Source organism: Sphingomonas sp. RB1R13, assembly GCF_036663775.1.
Classification (GTDB): domain Bacteria; phylum Pseudomonadota; class Alphaproteobacteria; order Sphingomonadales; family Sphingomonadaceae; genus Sphingomicrobium.
On record NZ_JAXOJM010000004.1, the window covers coordinates 127,805 to 144,993 of the forward strand.

The 17,189-nt window shown below is 59.3% G+C and carries 11 protein-coding genes and 1 tRNA gene; 7 read left to right on the plus strand and 5 right to left on the minus strand.

Features of this window, described 5'->3' with window-relative positions; genetic code table 11:
* Positions 1-309: 309 nt before the first annotated feature.
* The 3 genes from U1700_RS13140 (at position 310) to U1700_RS13150 (ending at position 4,024) form a co-directional block, all read left to right on the plus strand.
* Entirely contained in the window at positions 310-2,904 is a 2,595-nt protein-coding gene (locus U1700_RS13140) for a M1 family metallopeptidase (RefSeq protein ID WP_332753136.1), read from the plus strand.
* Between the two features lie 423 nt (positions 2,905-3,327).
* Positions 3,328-3,924, plus strand: a complete 597-nt coding sequence (locus U1700_RS13145) for a phosphatase PAP2 family protein (RefSeq protein WP_332753137.1) — start codon at positions 3,328-3,330, stop codon at positions 3,922-3,924.
* A 23-nt stretch (positions 3,925-3,947) separates the two neighbouring features.
* Positions 3,948-4,024, plus strand: a tRNA-Arg gene (locus U1700_RS13150).
* 135 nt (positions 4,025-4,159) lie between these two features.
* Here U1700_RS13150 and U1700_RS13155 read toward each other — a convergent pair.
* Positions 4,160-6,250, minus strand: a complete 2,091-nt coding sequence (locus tag U1700_RS13155) for a TonB-dependent receptor plug domain-containing protein (protein ID WP_332753138.1) — start codon at positions 6,248-6,250, stop codon at positions 4,160-4,162.
* Positions 6,251-6,879: 629 nt separating this feature from the next.
* On the opposite strand from U1700_RS13155, the gene U1700_RS13160 reads away from it, so the two are divergent.
* Entirely contained in the window at positions 6,880-7,992 is a 1,113-nt protein-coding gene (locus U1700_RS13160; RefSeq protein ID WP_332753139.1) for a ScyD/ScyE family protein, read from the plus strand.
* Positions 7,993-8,252: 260 nt separating this feature from the next.
* On the opposite strand, the gene U1700_RS13165 is transcribed toward U1700_RS13160, so the two are convergent.
* Positions 8,253-10,142 carry an alpha/beta hydrolase family protein gene (locus U1700_RS13165; RefSeq protein ID WP_332753140.1) on the minus strand — a complete coding sequence of 630 codons (1,890 nt, stop codon included), beginning with the start codon at positions 10,140-10,142 and terminating at the stop codon, positions 8,253-8,255.
* 343 nt (positions 10,143-10,485) lie between these two features.
* Between U1700_RS13165 and U1700_RS13170 the strand changes: the two genes are divergently transcribed.
* Positions 10,486-11,067: a PepSY-associated TM helix domain-containing protein gene (locus tag U1700_RS13170; RefSeq protein WP_332753141.1), complete on the plus strand. Its 582-nt coding sequence runs from the start codon at positions 10,486-10,488 to the stop codon at positions 11,065-11,067.
* A gap of 5 nt (positions 11,068-11,072) precedes the next feature.
* The gene (locus tag U1700_RS13175) at positions 11,073-12,317 is read left to right on the plus strand and encodes a hypothetical protein (protein ID WP_332753142.1); all 1,245 of its coding nucleotides are present in this window, start codon (positions 11,073-11,075) and stop codon (positions 12,315-12,317) included.
* Between the two features lie 189 nt (positions 12,318-12,506).
* Here U1700_RS13175 and U1700_RS13180 read toward each other — a convergent pair whose 3' ends face one another.
* Together U1700_RS13180 and U1700_RS13185 are read right to left on the minus strand one after the other, a co-directional pair.
* Positions 12,507-12,893: an energy transducer TonB gene (locus U1700_RS13180; RefSeq protein ID WP_332753143.1), complete on the minus strand. Its 387-nt coding sequence runs from the start codon at positions 12,891-12,893 to the stop codon at positions 12,507-12,509.
* Positions 12,894-13,097: 204 nt separating this feature from the next.
* Positions 13,098-15,014 carry a potassium transporter Kup gene (locus U1700_RS13185; protein ID WP_332753144.1) on the minus strand — a complete coding sequence of 639 codons (1,917 nt, stop codon included), beginning with the start codon at positions 15,012-15,014 and terminating at the stop codon, positions 13,098-13,100.
* Positions 15,015-15,434: 420 nt separating this feature from the next.
* Here U1700_RS13185 and U1700_RS13190 point away from each other — a divergent pair, with 420 nt between their 5' ends.
* Positions 15,435-16,205 (plus strand): COG4705 family protein, encoded by a 771-nt coding sequence (locus tag U1700_RS13190; protein ID WP_332753145.1) that lies wholly within the window; start codon positions 15,435-15,437, stop codon positions 16,203-16,205.
* A 169-nt stretch (positions 16,206-16,374) separates the two neighbouring features.
* On the opposite strand, the gene U1700_RS13195 is transcribed toward U1700_RS13190, so the two are convergent.
* Positions 16,375-17,181 carry a COG4705 family protein gene (locus tag U1700_RS13195; protein ID WP_332753146.1) on the minus strand — a complete coding sequence of 269 codons (807 nt, stop codon included), beginning with the start codon at positions 17,179-17,181 and terminating at the stop codon, positions 16,375-16,377.
* Between the last annotated feature and the right edge of the window lie 8 nt (positions 17,182-17,189).

Genomic DNA, 17,189 nt, shown 5'->3' on the forward strand with positions numbered 1-17,189 from the left:
GCAACGCCAGCGGCTATCCAAATGGCAGAGACTGGGTAGAAAACGGACATCTCAAATCGTAAGAAACCGGTCACTTGAGCCTTTAATATCCTCGCCCAATGCATTGTCCTTGAACTCAGATTCGTCGGGAATGTCCACCGGCCACCCGAACAGCGCCTGCACATCCGGTAGGCCGCCATTGACGCGCGGCCTTTTGCGGATAACGCGTTGAGCGAAATGGGAAAATGAGTCGAAAGAGGAGCGAGAAGAGTGCTTAACGCAAGGACAATGCTGCTATCTTCGTGTTGCCTGCTCGCCGCAACGAGCGCCATGGCGCAACCGGGCCGGCCGTACGAGGACGGAATCGAGTCAAGCGTTACCCAGTTGCCCCGTACCGCCGTGCCTCGTCATTATGCGGTCCGGATTACGCCCGATGCGGCACACTTGCGCTTTATGGGGCAGGTCGCGATCGACCTCGACATTGTCCAGACGACCAACAGCGTGACGCTGAATGCCAAGGAACTAGCGTTCGGCGATGTCACAATCCGCGGCGCCAACGGATTCGCGCGACGCGGGATGCCGATCATCGACGCTCCTCATCAAACCGCGACGCTGTCCTTCGCCGCGCCGCTCGCACCGGGACGCTACCGGCTGGATATCGGCTATGGCGGCGTGATCCACCAACAGGCCAACGGCTTCTTTGCGCTCGACAGCAAGGCGCCGGACGGCTCACCGCGCCGTTCGCTCTACACCCAGTTTGAGGCAGCCGATGCGCGAGGATTCGTGCCGAGCTGGGATGAGCCCGACTACAAGGCATACTGGGACTTGAGCGCGATTATTCCCGCGAGCCAGATGGCGGTCGGTAACCTGCCCGCAGCGCGAACCGAACTTCTTCCGGGCGGGCTCAAGCGCGTGACCTTCGCCACGACGCCCCTCATGTCGAGTTATCTGTTGTTTCTCGGAGCTGGCGATTTCGGGCGGATCGCGACTCGGGTTGGCAACACCGAAGTCGCGATCACGATGACCAAGGGCAACGAGATCAAGGCTCGGACCGCACTCGACGCCGAGGCGCAGGTGCTGTCGTATTACAACGATTATTTCGGCACCCCGTATCCGCTGCCCAAGCTCGAGAATATCGCCGGCCCGGGCCAATCGCAATTCTTCGGCGCGATGGAGAATTGGGGCGCAATCTTCACCTTCGAGCGGATCCTGCTCGACGATCCGGCGATCACCAGCGACCGCGACCGCCAAGCCATCTTCGGGGTCCAGGCGCACGAAATGGCGCATCAGTGGTTTGGTGATCTTGTCACCATGGCGTGGTGGGACGATTTGTGGCTCAATGAGGGGTTCGCCAGCTGGATGGCAAGCCGCACGACCGAACATTTCCATCCCGACTGGGGCGCGGATCTCGACCATGTCGGCGCGCGCGACGCGGCGTTCGGAGTGGACGCTTTCGCCACGACTCACCCGATCGTCCAGTCGGTGCGCACCGTCGAACAGGCCAATCAGGCGTTCGACACGATCACCTATGAAAAGGGCGAATCGGTCATCTCGATGCTCGAAGGGTTCGCTGGCTCCGCCGTGTGGCAGAAGGGCATCCAAGCCTATGTCGCGAAGCACCAGTACAGCAACACCAGGACCGATGACCTATGGACCGCGGTCGAAACAGCGGGCGCGCCGGGGTTGACCCGGATCGCCCACGACTTCACCCTCCAGCCGGGGATCCCGCTGTTGCGCGTGGGGCCGACGACCTGTCTCAACGGCATGTCGCGGGTAACGTTAGCACAGGACCAGTATAGCGAAGATCGCAATGACAAGCTTACCGCGCTCACTTGGCGAGTTCCGGTCCGCGCGTTGACCCTTGGCGGGAACGTGATGAGCGCGGTGACCAACGGGCGGATGACGAGCGTCTCGGTCCCGGGTTGTAGCCCGCTGTTGCTCAATGCCGGGCAGACCGGCTATTATCGGACGCTCTACCAACCGGTGCAGATCGCGGCGCTGACCAAAGCCTATGCAAGGCTCGGCGCGGTCGACCAATATGGCTTGCTCACAGACAATCTGGCGCTGTCTCGAGCAGGCTACCAGCCGGTTGCGGTCGGGCTCGACCTGCTCGCCGCGGTCCCGGCTGACGCCAATAAGAAACTGACCGGTCGAGCGCTCGCGCAGTGGGGCGCAATCTACGACATGTACGAAGGTGACCCGGCGCATCGCGCGGTAGTTGCGGCCGAGATCGAGCGGCGGTTCGCGCCGTTGCTCGCTCGAATCGGAATGGCCCCCCGCCCTGGCGAGCCTGTGCTCGACGCAACGCTTCGCCCGACACTGATCGCAGAGCTCGGCACGGTTGGCGACACGACGGTCCATGCGAAGGCTCGGCGGCTGTTTGCGTCTGCGGCGACGATCCCGGGATCGCTCAAGGCGACCTGGCTGGGCGTTATTGCCAAAAACGCCGACGCGGGGACTTGGGAGCAACTCCACGTGCTCGCCAAGGGTGCCTCGGGCGCGGTCGAGCGGACAACCTATTACGAGCTGCTCGGAGCGGCAAAGGACGACGGCCTGGCGCGACGCGCGCTCGATCTTGCGTTGACTGACGAGCCGGGACCAACGGTCAGCTCGGCGATGATCAGCACGGTCGCAGCCGAGCATCCCGAAATGGCGCTCGACTTCGCGTTGTCGCATCTCGACGCGGTGCGCAAGCTGGTCGACACCTCGGGCTGGTCGCGCTTCCTCGCCGGACTCGGATCGGGAAGCCGCAAGCGGGCGACGATCGACAAGCTCGATGTCTATGCCCAAGCGAACGTCGCGGCGAGTGATCGCAAGCCAATCGAGCGCGTTACCGGAGTGATCGCGACGCGGATCGCGCAATTGCCGAGAATGAAGAGCGAAACTAGTGCCTGGCTCGCCGGCCACGCTGGGCGGCGAAGCTAGGGCTTTCAGATTTTGGGGCAGCACCCGACGCAACCTGTACGTTCGAAAGTGGAGCGAGACGGACCGCCTGATCCTAGCGCTGGGTCGTTGCCCGGCTAGCGGCTCAAACTAGGGTGGAAAGTGGCCATTCAAACGGGGTTCCCGAGTGCACGTCAGGACAGTCTGTTAACGGGTCTACGGTTTGTCTTTTGAGTGTGATTTCCTGCGGCCCCTAGCGCCGGCGATAACTCCGGCAATCTCCTTACCAAGCGCGAAGTCGCGCTCGAATCACATGGCCTTTAAGCCGTATGTCACACTTGGATTATCCGTCGTAACTTACGTTCAAACGCGAAGTTGGGTTCAATCGATCTCCAGGCGCTTCTGCAGATCGAAATCAAAATCCAAATAGAGGAGTGACGAGATGCAAAAGACAATCGTGTATGCGTGGAATTTTTGTTTGACCACGAAGTCAGTCCGCTTCGCCATATCGCGCATGTGAATATGCGATCATTCCTCCCCCTACTCGCTGTCGCGAGCATCGTTACGCCATCACCAGCATTGGCGCTATCTCATCATAGTTGGAGCCAGGCCGGATCAATCGCGCGCGACGGACTTGTCGGCGTTGCCTTGGGGCTTCCTGCTGTCGAGGGTGACTGGGGCGGAGCGGAGCAAGCTGGCTTTTCAATGGGTGCTGCCTTCGCCGTTACTGAGGGCCTAAAGTACGCCATTCCTGAAGAACGCCCGGATGGTAGCGACAACAAGAGCTTCCCGTCGGGTCACGTTTCGGTTAGCTTTGCTGCAGCAGCGACATTGGAGAAACGGTTTGGCTGGCACGTTGGGCTTCCCGCGCACATTGTCGCGGCATTCGTTGGCCTGTCGCGGGTCGAAGCGAAAAAGCACTTCGTGGGAGACGTATTAATAGGCGCGGCGATTGGCGAAGCGTCTGGCTGGCTGTTGACCTCCAAGCGCAGCGATCGTGTCCATTGGCTACCTTGGGGCGACGCGCATGGCGGCGGCGCCACGATGGCTGTTCGTTTTTAAGTCTTCTATCCGCTCAACGTGCACCTCTCCTGGCTCAACTGGATAGAGCGCTCGGCTTCGAACCTGGATGCTGGGGGATCAAGTCCCTCGGAGCAGGCCAGCCAGCTGGTCGTACTTGACGCAATGTCTGCAAGTGGGGCGAGGGCTGACGGTCCGCTTGTGGCTTTGCCAGCGTCTGGCTCGAAGGGCTGAAACTGGGTGGGTAGCGGACATTCGCTGTTTGCCGATGTAGTCGCTACGTTTGCCGCCAAGGCTGTGTTCGGCTGACGCTCCCATTCTCCTTTAATTTCTTTCCGCCGAGCGTCTTGACCAGTTTGATCCTGATCTCGGGCTGGCGCGTCCACTGGTCATAAACCTCGCGCACCGTCGCGGCATCCAGGCGGTGATGATTGTGCCCTGCTCCGATGCCAAGCAGGGATCCAGTTAGAGCAACGCTCCGCGAGAGGCTGTGAGTGTAGGAAAGATTGGCCGAGACGGAGGCGCTCTGGCGGATCTGGAAACTCCGCGCCGGGCTTTCATAGACTAATTGTAACTGCCCCGTGTCGCTCTGGCGCGTCTTACGGTCCTTCCCCTGCCAATCGATCGTCGCATTTGCGGTGTAGCGAAGTTGGCCAATCCGCATGCCGCCGCCAAGCGCGTCAAACGGGACAACGCTATCGAATAGGTTGACGCTGGTGCTGCCTTTGACCCGCGCGAGCAGCGGCAGTGATGCGTCGAATTCGGCACCGCGATCGCTTCTGTGTCCTACATTGACAGGAATTACGATGCTGTTTCCCGCATAGTCGACCGAATAGCTTTTGTCCCACAGGTTGGCGGTCTCGCGGTCATAGACGATGGCGCCGAGGTCAAGGCTCTTATGGTGGTAATGGAGATTGAGCTCGTAACTATCGCCCGTCTGGTCGCGAAGCGCCGGGTTGCCGCGTTCATAGGCCAGCGCGCCGAGCAGGATTGCGTAGGGCCTCAGCTGCGTTGGGTCGGGCCGGTCAATCCGCCGCGCGTAGCTCAGCGAGAGGGTGACCTCCTTGCCGATCGGCCGGTCAAGATGGAAACTTGGGAAGAGCGCGTTGCGATGAACGTCCACCGAGGGGTGCCCCGGGACTTTCAACCGGCGATCAAATCGCTCAAACCGAACGCCGGGGAGCAGCGTCCACTTGCCTGACTGGAATTGATAGGTTGCATAAGCTGCGATGGTGATGTCGTTAGTCTTAAACGCATCGCTAACGTCGAATAGCTGCGCTCCGCCCGCTCCCGACGCCATTGAGCGCGATTGTCGTGCCGACTTCCCATTGTCGATACGGCCGCCCAGCGACAGGATCCGGGTTTTGCCAATCGGGTGGTTCCAGTCGATTTGCCCGCTAAGTCCCCGCTGCCGGGCTCTCATCGCTATCTCATAGCCGCCGCCATCGTCGTAAGTGCCAGTCAGCAGGGGCGCTGTGTGAACGTCGAACTGGTCGAACGTTGCCTTTAACGTCTCGCCCTCGACCTTGCCTTTGTGGTCATAAGTAAACGTCAAATTCTCGAAGCCGCTGTGGTTGAGATAGTGCTGCGCCTCGGTGAAGGAATGAAAATCGGGGGTCAGGGCAAAATAGGCGGTGCGGCTTTCTGACGCATAATGATTGCCGCCGCCAGACAGCTGCGCGATCAGGGACGTGCCCTGCGTAAGGTCGTAAGTCAGCGTGCCCCCGCCAGATATATTGGCGATGTGTAAACTGCTTTCGCCCGCGGCACTGTTCGTGCTCGTTGATCCGTCCGCCTGATCGACCGACCGCAGCTTACGAACCGTCGTTCCGGGTAGGCGGCCAATCGCTGACTGCGCCCTCAGCTCATACGTCCATTTGCCCTGCTTGCGCTTGACAGTCGCACTAGCTTCACTCCGGCCGGGCGAAGCAATCAACAGACTGGCCGATCCCGACAGGCCATCCGCGAGTTTCCGGCGCAGCACCAGGTTGATGATCCCGCCGGACCCTTGCGCGGCGTATTGCGCCGACGGGTTCGTAATGATCTCGATCCGCTCGATATCGCTGCCGTGGAGCGTGCGCAAATATTGGGCGGTGTCTCCCCGGATGGGCCGTTCGTCGACCAGCACGGTGACGCCGCCGCTGCCAAGTAGCAGTAGTTCGTCATCTGGGGTGACGACTACGGCGGGTATCCCCCGGAGCAGTTGAAGGGTGTCCGACTGCGCAGCGTGTGAATTGTTCTTTACCCGGTATATACGGCGGTCGATCTTCTGCGCCTGATCCGGGCGGGAGGCGACGACTTCAATGGGCGCGGCGTCACCGGCGGGAGCAACGACGGCCGCCGGCTCAAAAACCTGGATCTGGGTCATAGGCGTCGATGAGGCCAACAGTGTATAGCCGTTCGTTGAAGGTCTTGCCTGCATATGGGGATGGATAATTCATACTGCCGTTATAACCCGCTTTCTTTATGTCTGCCATTGGGGCGACAGCCGACTAGCGGCTTGTAGGGTCCGCCGTCGTCACCGGGAACGGCACGAACTGGGTGGAAAGAGGTCCGGCGGCTTTCCGGCGATCGAAGCTAAGAACCAGCCTTTAGCTTTTTGGCCACGGCACCTGTCCTTTGGGAACAATCTACAACGAGGTATGTCGCGTCTTCCAGGCTGAACGAAGGCCAACTACCAGCGATGAGAGCTTCTTAGCCGCTTTAACATCAAGCACGCTGACCCTAATGCAGGGTAAGGCGATCGGGCATGTCGCTTAATGATCTATTTAACAGATTATTGACAACAAATTCGTTTCGGAGCAGTAAAGCTTCGAGTCGCCGGAGACTGCTTCGCCGACAATCGATATCGCCGATCGACGTGGCCAATCGACCCGTCATCAGTACGCCTTGCGTATCACGCTGTCGCGGATTTTACCATTTTTCAAAACGTCGACTTTGCCCAAGGTCGAGAACGGGAAGCCGATTCGAGATACATAATTTGAACAGGAGGTCGCCATGCAAAAGAATCGCACTTGTTTCGGCTATACTTCGTCTGGCACCGCGCTCGCCGCCTCCTTGTTCTTGTCAACATCCTTGGTCGCTATGCCTGCTATCGCGGCGCCGTCGGCCAATGTCTCGGTATTCGCCACGGGGTTCAACAATCCTCGCGGTCTTAAGTTCGGGCCCGATGGCAATCTCTACGTTGCAGAAGGCGGCACCGGCGGGTCGGCCTCGACTGTCGGCCAATGCGATCAAGTCCCATCCCCAGTGGGTCCTTACACTGGAAGTGCTCATGGTGGGCGAATATCGAAAGTCGATTCGGGTGGCCATCGCACCACCGTCACCGCGAGTTTCCCGTCCAGTCAAACCGCTGCAACTGAGGGCAACCTAGTCAGCGGCGTGGCCGACGTGGCGTTCATTGGTAGCACGCTTTACGCGTTGACCGCCGGGGCTGGATGCTCGCATGGCGTTCCCAACTCGACCAATGGCATTTACCGCGTAAACTCCGATGGTAGTCATCACTTAATTGCCGACCTGAGTAGCTATTATAAAGCTCATCCGACACAGACCATCGAACCGGACGATTTCGAGCCCGATGGCACTCCTTACAGCATGGTTGCCGAGCGCGGATCATTCTATGTCGTCGAACCCAATCACGGCGAACTCGACCGGGTGACCACCGGCGGCCAGATCAGTCGGATCAGCGATATCTCGGCGAGCCAAGGACACAGCGTTCCGACGTCGGTCGCCTATCACGGCAATTTCTACGTCGGAAATCTCAACCCATTCCCGATCCACAGCGGCTCTTCCAAGATTTTAAAGATCAATCCCGCTGGACAAATTCAAACAGTAGTTTGGGGTCTGACGACCGTGCTTGGCGTCGCCTTCGATCATCAGGGGCGCATGTATGTCCTGGAAAACACAACTGGCAATCCATTTCCGACGCCGGGCACTGGCGACATCGTGCGCATTTCAAGCGGAGGAAACCCGGAGGTCATTGCGTCCGGCCTGTTCCTACCCACGGCAATGACCTTTGGACCCGACGGCGCGCTTTATGTGTCCAACGTCGGCTTCGGACCGCCTCCAGTGGGACTCGGGCAAGTCGTTCGCGTGACCGTCCCGAACTGACGAACGATCAGCGAAAGCCTTCTTCCGATCATTACTGAGATGGGGTGCAGCTGCCCGGAGGCGCACTCTGGCTCCGTCGAAACTAGGCGGCGCCTTGCCCGCCGCAAGGGCCGTTGATGGCGATCGGACGTCGGCTTTCGGAATTCCGCAAACGGGTCCCGAACGGCGGCAACTGTGTCGCTATTAGTCGGTCCGCAGTTGTAGTGTAATCGACAGAAGCGGACGTTCCCCGCCATAGAAAACACGCCCGTCGAGACATCCTATTTATTGGATAGCTGATTTGTCGCAATTGTCCGATCGAGCAGCTCGCCAATTCGACTTAGCATCTGGACCCGCACATTGCTGTCATCAAGCTGATGATCCAGGCCTTCGAACGTTAGCAGGTCGGCAGTCTTGCCTGCTCCGCGTAGTGCGGCCAGCATACGCTTGCTGTGGTCAAACGCCACGTTCGCGTCGAGCGTGCCGTGCACCATGAGCACGGGTGCCCGAATATCGGCTGCATGACGGATGGGAGACCCCTCCACCAGTTCGGAACCCTTGCCAATTTCGTCCTGGTTCAATTTTTCCTCGCGGAAGCCTTGGGCATCCCGGCGAAGCTGCTTCAGGTCGGTGACCGGCGCGACGGCGACGACCGCCTTGTAGCGCGGATCCAGGGTCGCCGACTGAAGGGCGGCATAACCCCCATATGACCAGCCGACAATCGCCATTCTATTCGGATCCGCCAGACCCTGCTTGATGCCCCAGTCGGTTGAATCGTGAATGTCCGACATGACCTTTCGCCATCCCTTGAAGGCGTTCTCGCCGAGGAAGTCCTTCCCGTAACCGGAAGACCCGCGATAATTTGGCTGCAGCACGACGTAGCCCCGCGCAGCGAGGAATTGAGTAAGCCAGTCAAAGCCCCATGCATCGCGGTCCGACGGTCCGCCATGCGGAAGCATGATGAAAGGATGCGGCCCGGAGCCGAGATCGTCGCGCATCGTCAGATAGGCCGGAATATGCTGTCCATCCGCAGTCGGAATCGAAACAGCCTTCATCGGCGCCAGTCCAGTGCCGTCGATCACGTCGCTGGAGTTTAGCACGGGTTCCATCCGGCGCTTCTGCCGATCGAGCAGGAAGTAGGAGCCAGGATCGACATCGCTCCCCGCATGTAGAAGCACTTTAATCGCGTCCCTCGACGCACCGACGAAATTGATCAGCGGAAGGTTCGGGAGCGCGCTGGCAAGCGCTTTGCCAAGCGCCTGCATCGGCGCGCTGGTGTAGACCGAGCGCGTGCGATCGTCAGTGTAGCGATAGCCGGCCACCGGCTGGCCTGGTCCAAACTGAATAACCGTATCGATATCGACGTCGGGATTGCTCGCGATCAGCGTTTCGGCGTTACTCCCGTCCAACTTGATGCGGTATAGCGCGGACCGCGCCTTGAGCGGCTTCAGAAAATAGAGGGAATCAAGGCTCTGATCGACGACCAGCGGCGTGAAATCGGGATCATTTTCCGGTAGCCTCAGCCATTTCTTGCCGGCTTTCGTTCGATAATAGTAACTCGTTTTGCCCGTAAGGAGATTGTTTTCGTCGGCTCCCAAGTCGCTCCGAATCCGCACTGATCCATGACCATCCGTCATGAAGTTGACGTCCTCAGAATTGGCCGGTTCGACGACTTGGATTCTAAAAGGATCGATCTGAATTTCGTCAACGCCGATCAGATCGGCACCAGTTGTCGCGCGGGGATAAGCGCGCTGCATGAGGACCTTGCCTTGCGCGTCGGGAAGCCAGTCAATAATCTTCCCATCAAACTGGACGAAAGCGTCACCGTCGGTAGAAGATGGCGAGCCTAGGCGGTGCGTCGCTCCGTTGGTCGTATCCACCGCCATAGTCCGGCCCACGCCAAAGATCATGCCTCCGCTTTTGACCTGTCCACCGAAGCGGCAGATCACCCAGCGTTCGTCGGCAAATGCGCACCAGTATAGCTGGTCAGGTTTGCCGGTGGAGCGGAGCAGTGCCTTTTCTGTATTCAACGACAAATCTTTGACAATAGCGACGGTGGACGCGCCGGGGCCGGCAAAAAGATAGACGAGCTTGTCACCATTGGGGGACAGGTCGGGAGCAAAAGAAGTCGGGCGCGCTCCAAATAGCTTTGAAGCCTGTTCTAACGACATCGATCTCGCAGGCGGCGTGGCCCAAGAAGCAGACGCCAAACAACTCGCACCGGCGAGCAACGCAAAACACGAACGCATGCAGTCCCCCCTGTAGTCGGCGCATACTGCATGCTTATAGATTTCACGCAACCCGTGAATGAGCCGGGGTAAGCAATGTAAATGATTGGCTTCGACAAGCTTCGCAACACGCTTGCTATGGTCGGCTTACGGCGTCGATGCCATTGATCGAAAATGGGCGCAACTGGGTGGAAACCCGTCTGGCCGGTATCGGGGCTTACGAACACTAAAGCGGACGGCAGACGTGATGTGTTACGGTGAACTTGTTGCATCAACGGAGAATCGCGTGCCCCCATCGACTAAGAAGCGCCGGTTGACCTCGCGTCAGTTTCATCGCTGGCTGGGGATAGGCGCGGCGGTGCTGTTTCTGTTGGTGTCGGGAACGGGCGTCGTGCTTCAGTATCAGCAGATTTTCGGGTCGGAGGAAGCAGCGAAAGAGGCTGCAGCGTCGATCGTCTCGCCGCTGACACTCGGGAAGCCGACCGGCCTCGACCCGGCCGCGCTTGACCGCGCCCGCACGACGCTTCTCGCGCGCTACGGCGATCGCCCGGTTGCGGGGGTGGACTGGCACATCAAGGCCCCGACCCCGGCGTTTGTGTTCCATCTCGACGGGGCTGATCCGCGCAAGGTGGCGGTCGGCGTGGCGAGCGGCGCGATCCTATCTGACGAGCCAGACGGCGAGGACTGGCTGATCCGGCTCCATTCCGGCGAGATCATCGGCGACGGCGGCAAGTTCGTCGGCTTGCTATGGGGACTTGGGCTGGTCGCAATGACGCTGACCGGCGTGTGGATTTACATCAAAATGTATCGCGCCCGGCAAAAGGGTTCGGCATCGCAGCTCACCGGCTGGCGACGGTATTTTTGGTGAGGGTCGTGCTGACTGTCGTCCTCGCGGCGCTGATCGCTGCGACACCGGTGTACGCGCAGACCACCGGCACTGCGGGTGATGCTACCCCGCGGCCCAAGGTTCCTGCGCCGACGCGACAGGGTCTCTATTTCAAGCCCGATGCGGGGATCGTCTATCAGTCGGGCGACTTCCGCCTGACCGCGTGGGGCTTTGCCGAACGGCTGATCGATCCCGACGGACCCGACACTTTCCGGCGCGTGCGGCAGGGCGCGGAGATCGACTTGCCGCGCATCGGCGATCATCTGCGCATCGCCGGCGTCTATGAGATCGACCTGACCGACACGAACGCCTTTGGCATCAATCCCGGACCTGCTGGCCCCCTCAACAGCCACGATTTCGAGAACCTGTTCATATCGCTGCAGGATGCCGACGATCCGGCCAAGTTCCGCCTTTTGTTCGGCCACAACACGAGCATCCTGTCGCGCGACGATAATCTGTCGTCAGGCAATCTGCCGACCATCAACCGCTCGCTGATCCTCGAGGAACATGGCTCGACCAATACGTTCGGCGCTCAGCTTGGCGTTCAGGTGCAGAAGATGCTGTCGCCCAAGGTGACGCTGCTCGGCTCGATCGGGGACAACCGTGGTGGGCTGAACGCCCAACAGGTCAAATTCTCGTTCGGCCGCGCCGTCGCCGCCAAGATCGTGCTGACCCCGATCAGCGACGACAAGGGCGGGCGCAAGCTCACGGCAGGCTTTGCCGTTGACCGCACAACCGACATCCATGACCGCACGTTCAACCTGGCGACGGCCGTCGCACTCGCGCAAATCGGCGGCGTGGCGGCCACCGGTACCAAGACAAGCGGCGAGGCTGACATTGCCTACACTTTCCCCATCGCTGGTCATCCGGCGACAATCGAGGCCGAGGGCATCGTCTCGCGCTTTTCGGAAAGTCGCAGCGATGTCTATGGCGGCTATGTCATGGGGCAGCTGTCGTTGTTCGACGCGCCCAGGACGGGAGATCTCGACCTGTTCGTGCGCTACGATCTTGTCAGCCTCGGTGCGGCTCAGATCGCGCGGCGCGCAACGCAGCAGGCCATTCGAACCGGCTTCAATTACAACCTGCCCTACGCCAACAAGCTCGCCAGCCTTCACGTCGAATATGGCCACAGCAGGGTCGCGGGACCGGTCGCTATCGTTACCGACCGCCGCAATGTCGACGAGGTTCGCGTCGGGTTCAGGGTGAGCTTACAGCAGTATGCACGGCACTGACGGGGTGCCGTGAGTAGCCAACATTGCAATGCCCGGTGAATGGCCGGTTCCGAGCGCCAATGATCGGTGCTTGAACGACCACTTCTGGGTCGGTAGCGGACGGTCCGCTGCTGCCGGCGGATGTTGGCCTGCCGATTGGCTGGAGCCGAGGGGTTGCGTGCCGCCTGTACTCAACCAACCGGCTACCCACTATGGTAGCCAGAAATCAACGCTGTATATTCCCTTGGTTGCTCTTGGCGAGCCGGCATCATTTACTGGAGAGTCAAAGCGAGATTTGCGTTCGAGCAGTGGACAGGGCACCACATCCAGCTCTTTATGCCCGCTCGATAATTTAACTGCGCAGTTCTCAACTCGCCCTTTGACGTTGATGTCGAAGGCTACGACCACCCGGCCCTGAACAGCATTACTTAAGGCTTGGCCTGGATAGTCCAAGAAAGATACCAAATGAGGCGTGAGCAAGGTCGCTCCGCCGAAATCCCTAATCTGTTCGCCAAAGGGCGAAGTGATTTGTGCAATCGCAGGCCAGCTCCAAACCAACAGTATGCTGGCTAACGACCTAAGTGGCGCCTGCTTCACCAATGCACACCGCAATCTGGTTTCCGTCATAACTTTCCACCGTAAGCCGCCTGTCAAATGTCTGCAACTAAATCGGTAGCTGTTAGGCAGCTTGCGGAGCCTACCGTCGTTACCGTGAACGGCACGATCTGGGTGGTAAGCTGCCAGACAGGTTAGATTTCGGAGAAACAAAAACAGCCTTTTGTCAGAAGGGGGGTTGCCGCCTCAGATCGCAACTTGGCTCCCAAGCTCAACGACGCGGTTCGCGGGGAGCTTGAAAAACTCCATTGGTGTCTGCGCATTGCGGAGCATCCAGCTAAATAGTTTTTCACGCCAGACAGCCATGCCTGGCTTCTCGGCGGTCAACAGGGTCTGCCGCGACAGGAAGAAGCTCGTCCTCATCATCGTCGATGGGCCGCAGCCTTCAATTTTCTCTAGCGCTGCCGGAACATCAACCTGATCCATGAAACCATAATGGATGACGACGCGGGAGAAGCCGTCGCCGTGCTCCTTGCTCGTCACTCGCTTCTCGTCGTCGACGAAGGGCACATCCTCGATGCGAACCGTCAGCAGGATGTTCCGCTTGTGGATCACCATGTTGTGCTTGAGGTTGTGAAGCAGGGCCGGCGGCACGGTATCGCGCTGGCTTGTCATAAAAACAGCGGTGGCGGGCGCACGCATCGCACTCGCGGCTGACTTGATGAAAATGTTCAGCGGCAAGCTGTCTTCGTTCAACCGCTGCATCATCAACTGACGGCCCTTTGCCCACGTCGTGAGAAGCGTGAAAGCTACAGCGCCGATCAGTAGGGGGAACCAGCCGCCCGCAAAGAACTTGGTAAGGTTCGAGGCGAAATAGACACCGTCGATGAGCATGAACGTGCCGATAACGGCAATAACGAGGGGCAAGGGCCAGTTCCACACCCGGCGGGCAAGGACACCAAGATCGAGTGCAGTGATGAACATCGTGCCGGTCACGGCGATGCCGTAAGCTGCAGCGAGGTTGTCCGAGTTCCTAAACCCAAGAACAAGGAGGATGACCAGGATCATCAGCGTCCAGTTGATAAAGGGCACGTAAATCTGCCCGGCAGCGCGTTCGCTCGTATGGGCGATGCGAACTCGAGGCATGAGGCCGAGCTGGATGGCCTGCTGCACCACAGAGTAGGCGCCGGTGATGACCGCCTGACTAGCAATGATGGTCGCGATGGTGGCAAGCCCGACGAGTGGTAGACGAAGACTATCGGGCGCCATGTAGTAGAACGGGTTCTCCGCAGTCTCGGGTCTTCCCAGCATCAAAGCGGCTTGGCCAAGGTAGTTGAGGATCAAGGCGGGAAACACCATCCACAGCCACGCGAGCGTGATCGAGCGCCGCCCGAAGTGACCCATGTCCGCATAAAGAGCTTCGGCTCCCGTAACGCATAGCACAACCGAACCGAGCGCCAGAAAGGCCAGGGGCGGGTTCACGGCGATAAAGCGGACCGCCCAGATAGGGTTCAATCCAGCCATGACCGACGGGTGCTGGACGATCTGGATGACACCAAGAACACTGATCACAACGAAGTAAAAAATCATGACAGGGCCAAACAGCCGACCAACTGCCTCCGTGCCCCGCGACTGAATGAGGAACAGCCCGACAAGGATAACGATGGCCGCTGGAATGACGAACGGCGTAAATCCAGCGTTGACGGTCTCAAGTCCTTCGACCGCTGAGAGTACTGATACTGCTGGCGTGATCATGGCATCACCGAAGAAGAGCGCGGTCGCAGCGATACCCAGCATCACCAGACCGGTGCTCCACCGTCCGCCACCCATTGAGCGCTGGATGAGGGCCAGCAGCGCCAAACTTCCACCTTCACCCTTGTTGTCGGCCCGCAGGATCAAAAAGACGTATTTGATCGTGACGATGGACACCAACGACCAGAACATCAGGCACACTGTGCCGAAGATGTGCAGGCGGTCGACGCTCAGCGAGTGGTGGCCGGTGAAGACCTGCTTCATCGCGTAAAGTGGGCTGGTCCCGATGTCGCCGAAAACGACGCCGAGGGCCCCGAGCGCGAGGGCGGGAAGCGAGCCATGAGACGGGCCGGGGCTACCGTAAATCTCACTGTCTTCGGGATCGTCCACCTCGGGAGGAACGGTCAGCATCGATTATTCCCCACGAAAGACCGCGGCTCAATGCGCCGGTGCCCCTACAATTGCAAATCACTAATCGCCGCCAAGGATTGGGCGCAAAACCGCCCTACTGCTGACCTTCTCGGTTCGTAGCAGGGACTGTCTGCCACGTGATCCGGGGCCGAAGCTCAGTATGGGCAAGTAGCCTGTCCACCTTCGGTGCCTCGAGCAAGACGCTTACCTCCAGCGGTTACTCAGCTCCCAGATTTTCGTTTTTCAAAATCGTCGCGCAAAACTACCGACGGACAATTAGGTTCGGCAAGCTTTCGTCTATTCTGGCATTGGAAATTCCCAATGTTGAGGTGGGCACCCCCGCCCATCTCGGTCGTTATCAAGCTGGCCCCCCTCATGTTGTGGTGGCAGCCGAATAACTCTATTCAGATGGGAACCACGATGCCGAACGCGCTTGATCAATCATTTATGAACAAGGTGCCCTTGGTCACACTTTACTTTTGGATCATCAAAATTCTGGCCACCACCGTGGGCGAGACCGGCGCCGACTTCCTGAACTTCAACTTGGGATTCGGCCTTACGAAGACTTCGCTGCTTGCAGCCGTAATCTTGATGGGATTTCTTGCCTTGCAGATGCGGCAGGCTCGCTACGTGCCCTGGATTTACTGGATGACGGTCGTCTTCCTCAGCATCGTCGGGACGCTAATTACCGACAGCCTGTCGGACACATTTCGTGTCAGCCTTTACGTGTCGAGCGCGATCTTTGCGGGCGGACTCACGATCACATTCATCGCCTGGTATCGCGGCGAGCACACTCTTTCCATTCACGACATCACCACGCCACGGCGCGAAGCCTATTACTGGGCAGCGATCCTTTTCACCTTTGCCCTTGGCACAGCGGCTGGCGACCTCGTATCCGAGAAGCTAGGGCTTGGTTACATTTTGGCGGGAGTAATCTTCGGGGGTTTCATCGCGTTGATGGCGATTGGGTTTTACGCCAAAATTCTCAATCCCGTGTTTGCGTTCTGGTCGGCGTATGTTTTGACGCGGCCATTCGGCGCTTCACTAGGCGACTTTCTTACCCAAGCCCACAAAGATGGCGGCCTCGGCTTCTCCACAATGCCTGTGAGCGGCGTGTTCCTGGTCGTTATCATTGCAATGGTGGCCTACCTGACGGTCCGCGGAGCGGACCGTGAACAAGTCTCCGCATAGGCCGCCAGCGCTGCCAATGGATAGGCGCGTGTTTAACCGATCGCGTCCGTTGCCAGAAGGAGTGTCACAACAGTCAGGGCCAGCATCGCAATCATGGCGCCGATTAGAACGACTTGCTGCCATTGGTCGCTCCGGTCTTCCTCGGACCCTGACCCATCAACAGATTTCTTCATTTCGCTTCCTCCGCGCCCGGATGCTGGCCCGCTCGCTGAGGCAGCAGGAAGATCAGCAAGACAATGACTACGGCGAGTGCGGCGGAGGCCAGGGGACGGCTGAATGCAAGGCCGCCCTTCGCAATCGGCTTGTCTAGGAAGTCACCAACGGTAGCGCCCAGCGGACGGGTCAGGATGAACGCCGCCCAGAACAGCGCGACGCGGCTCAAATCGGTCGCGTAGTAAAGAGCAACGAGTAGCAGCAGACCCGCTCCAAAAATCAGCGCGCCACCCGAATAACCAGGACCTGAGTCGGCAATCCAGTCACCAAGCGCCGTGCCGAGCGTTTGAGAGAAGGTGATGGTGATCCAATAAAATGTCTCGGGCTTGGGTCCCACGACGGTGTTGACGTCCACCGTTCCGAGCGAGCGATGCCAGGCAAACAGCGAGGCGAGCACGCATGCGAGGAGCAACACTGATCCACCCGGATAGCCTATACCCAGCGAGCGATCCGCAAAGTCAGCAAGCGTCGTCCCAGCCGTGGTCGACGCACCGATCGTCGCCCAATAGAGCCATGGATTGAAGGATCGCGCTTTGATCTGGATCCACACCATGGCCGCCAGCACGGCTCCGAAGACCACCGTGCCAACCAGATAACCGCTCAGCCACGAATGAGTCGCGTGGGGCGTCGTCTCGCCAAGCCACGTCATGCTCAGTGTGTCGCCTGCCGTTTCACCGAGGGTCGTAGCGAGGATCTTGATCAGCCAAAATCCGAGGGTGATCGCGGGGACCTTGCTGACGCTCGAATATTCATTCTTTGTCACGCAAATTG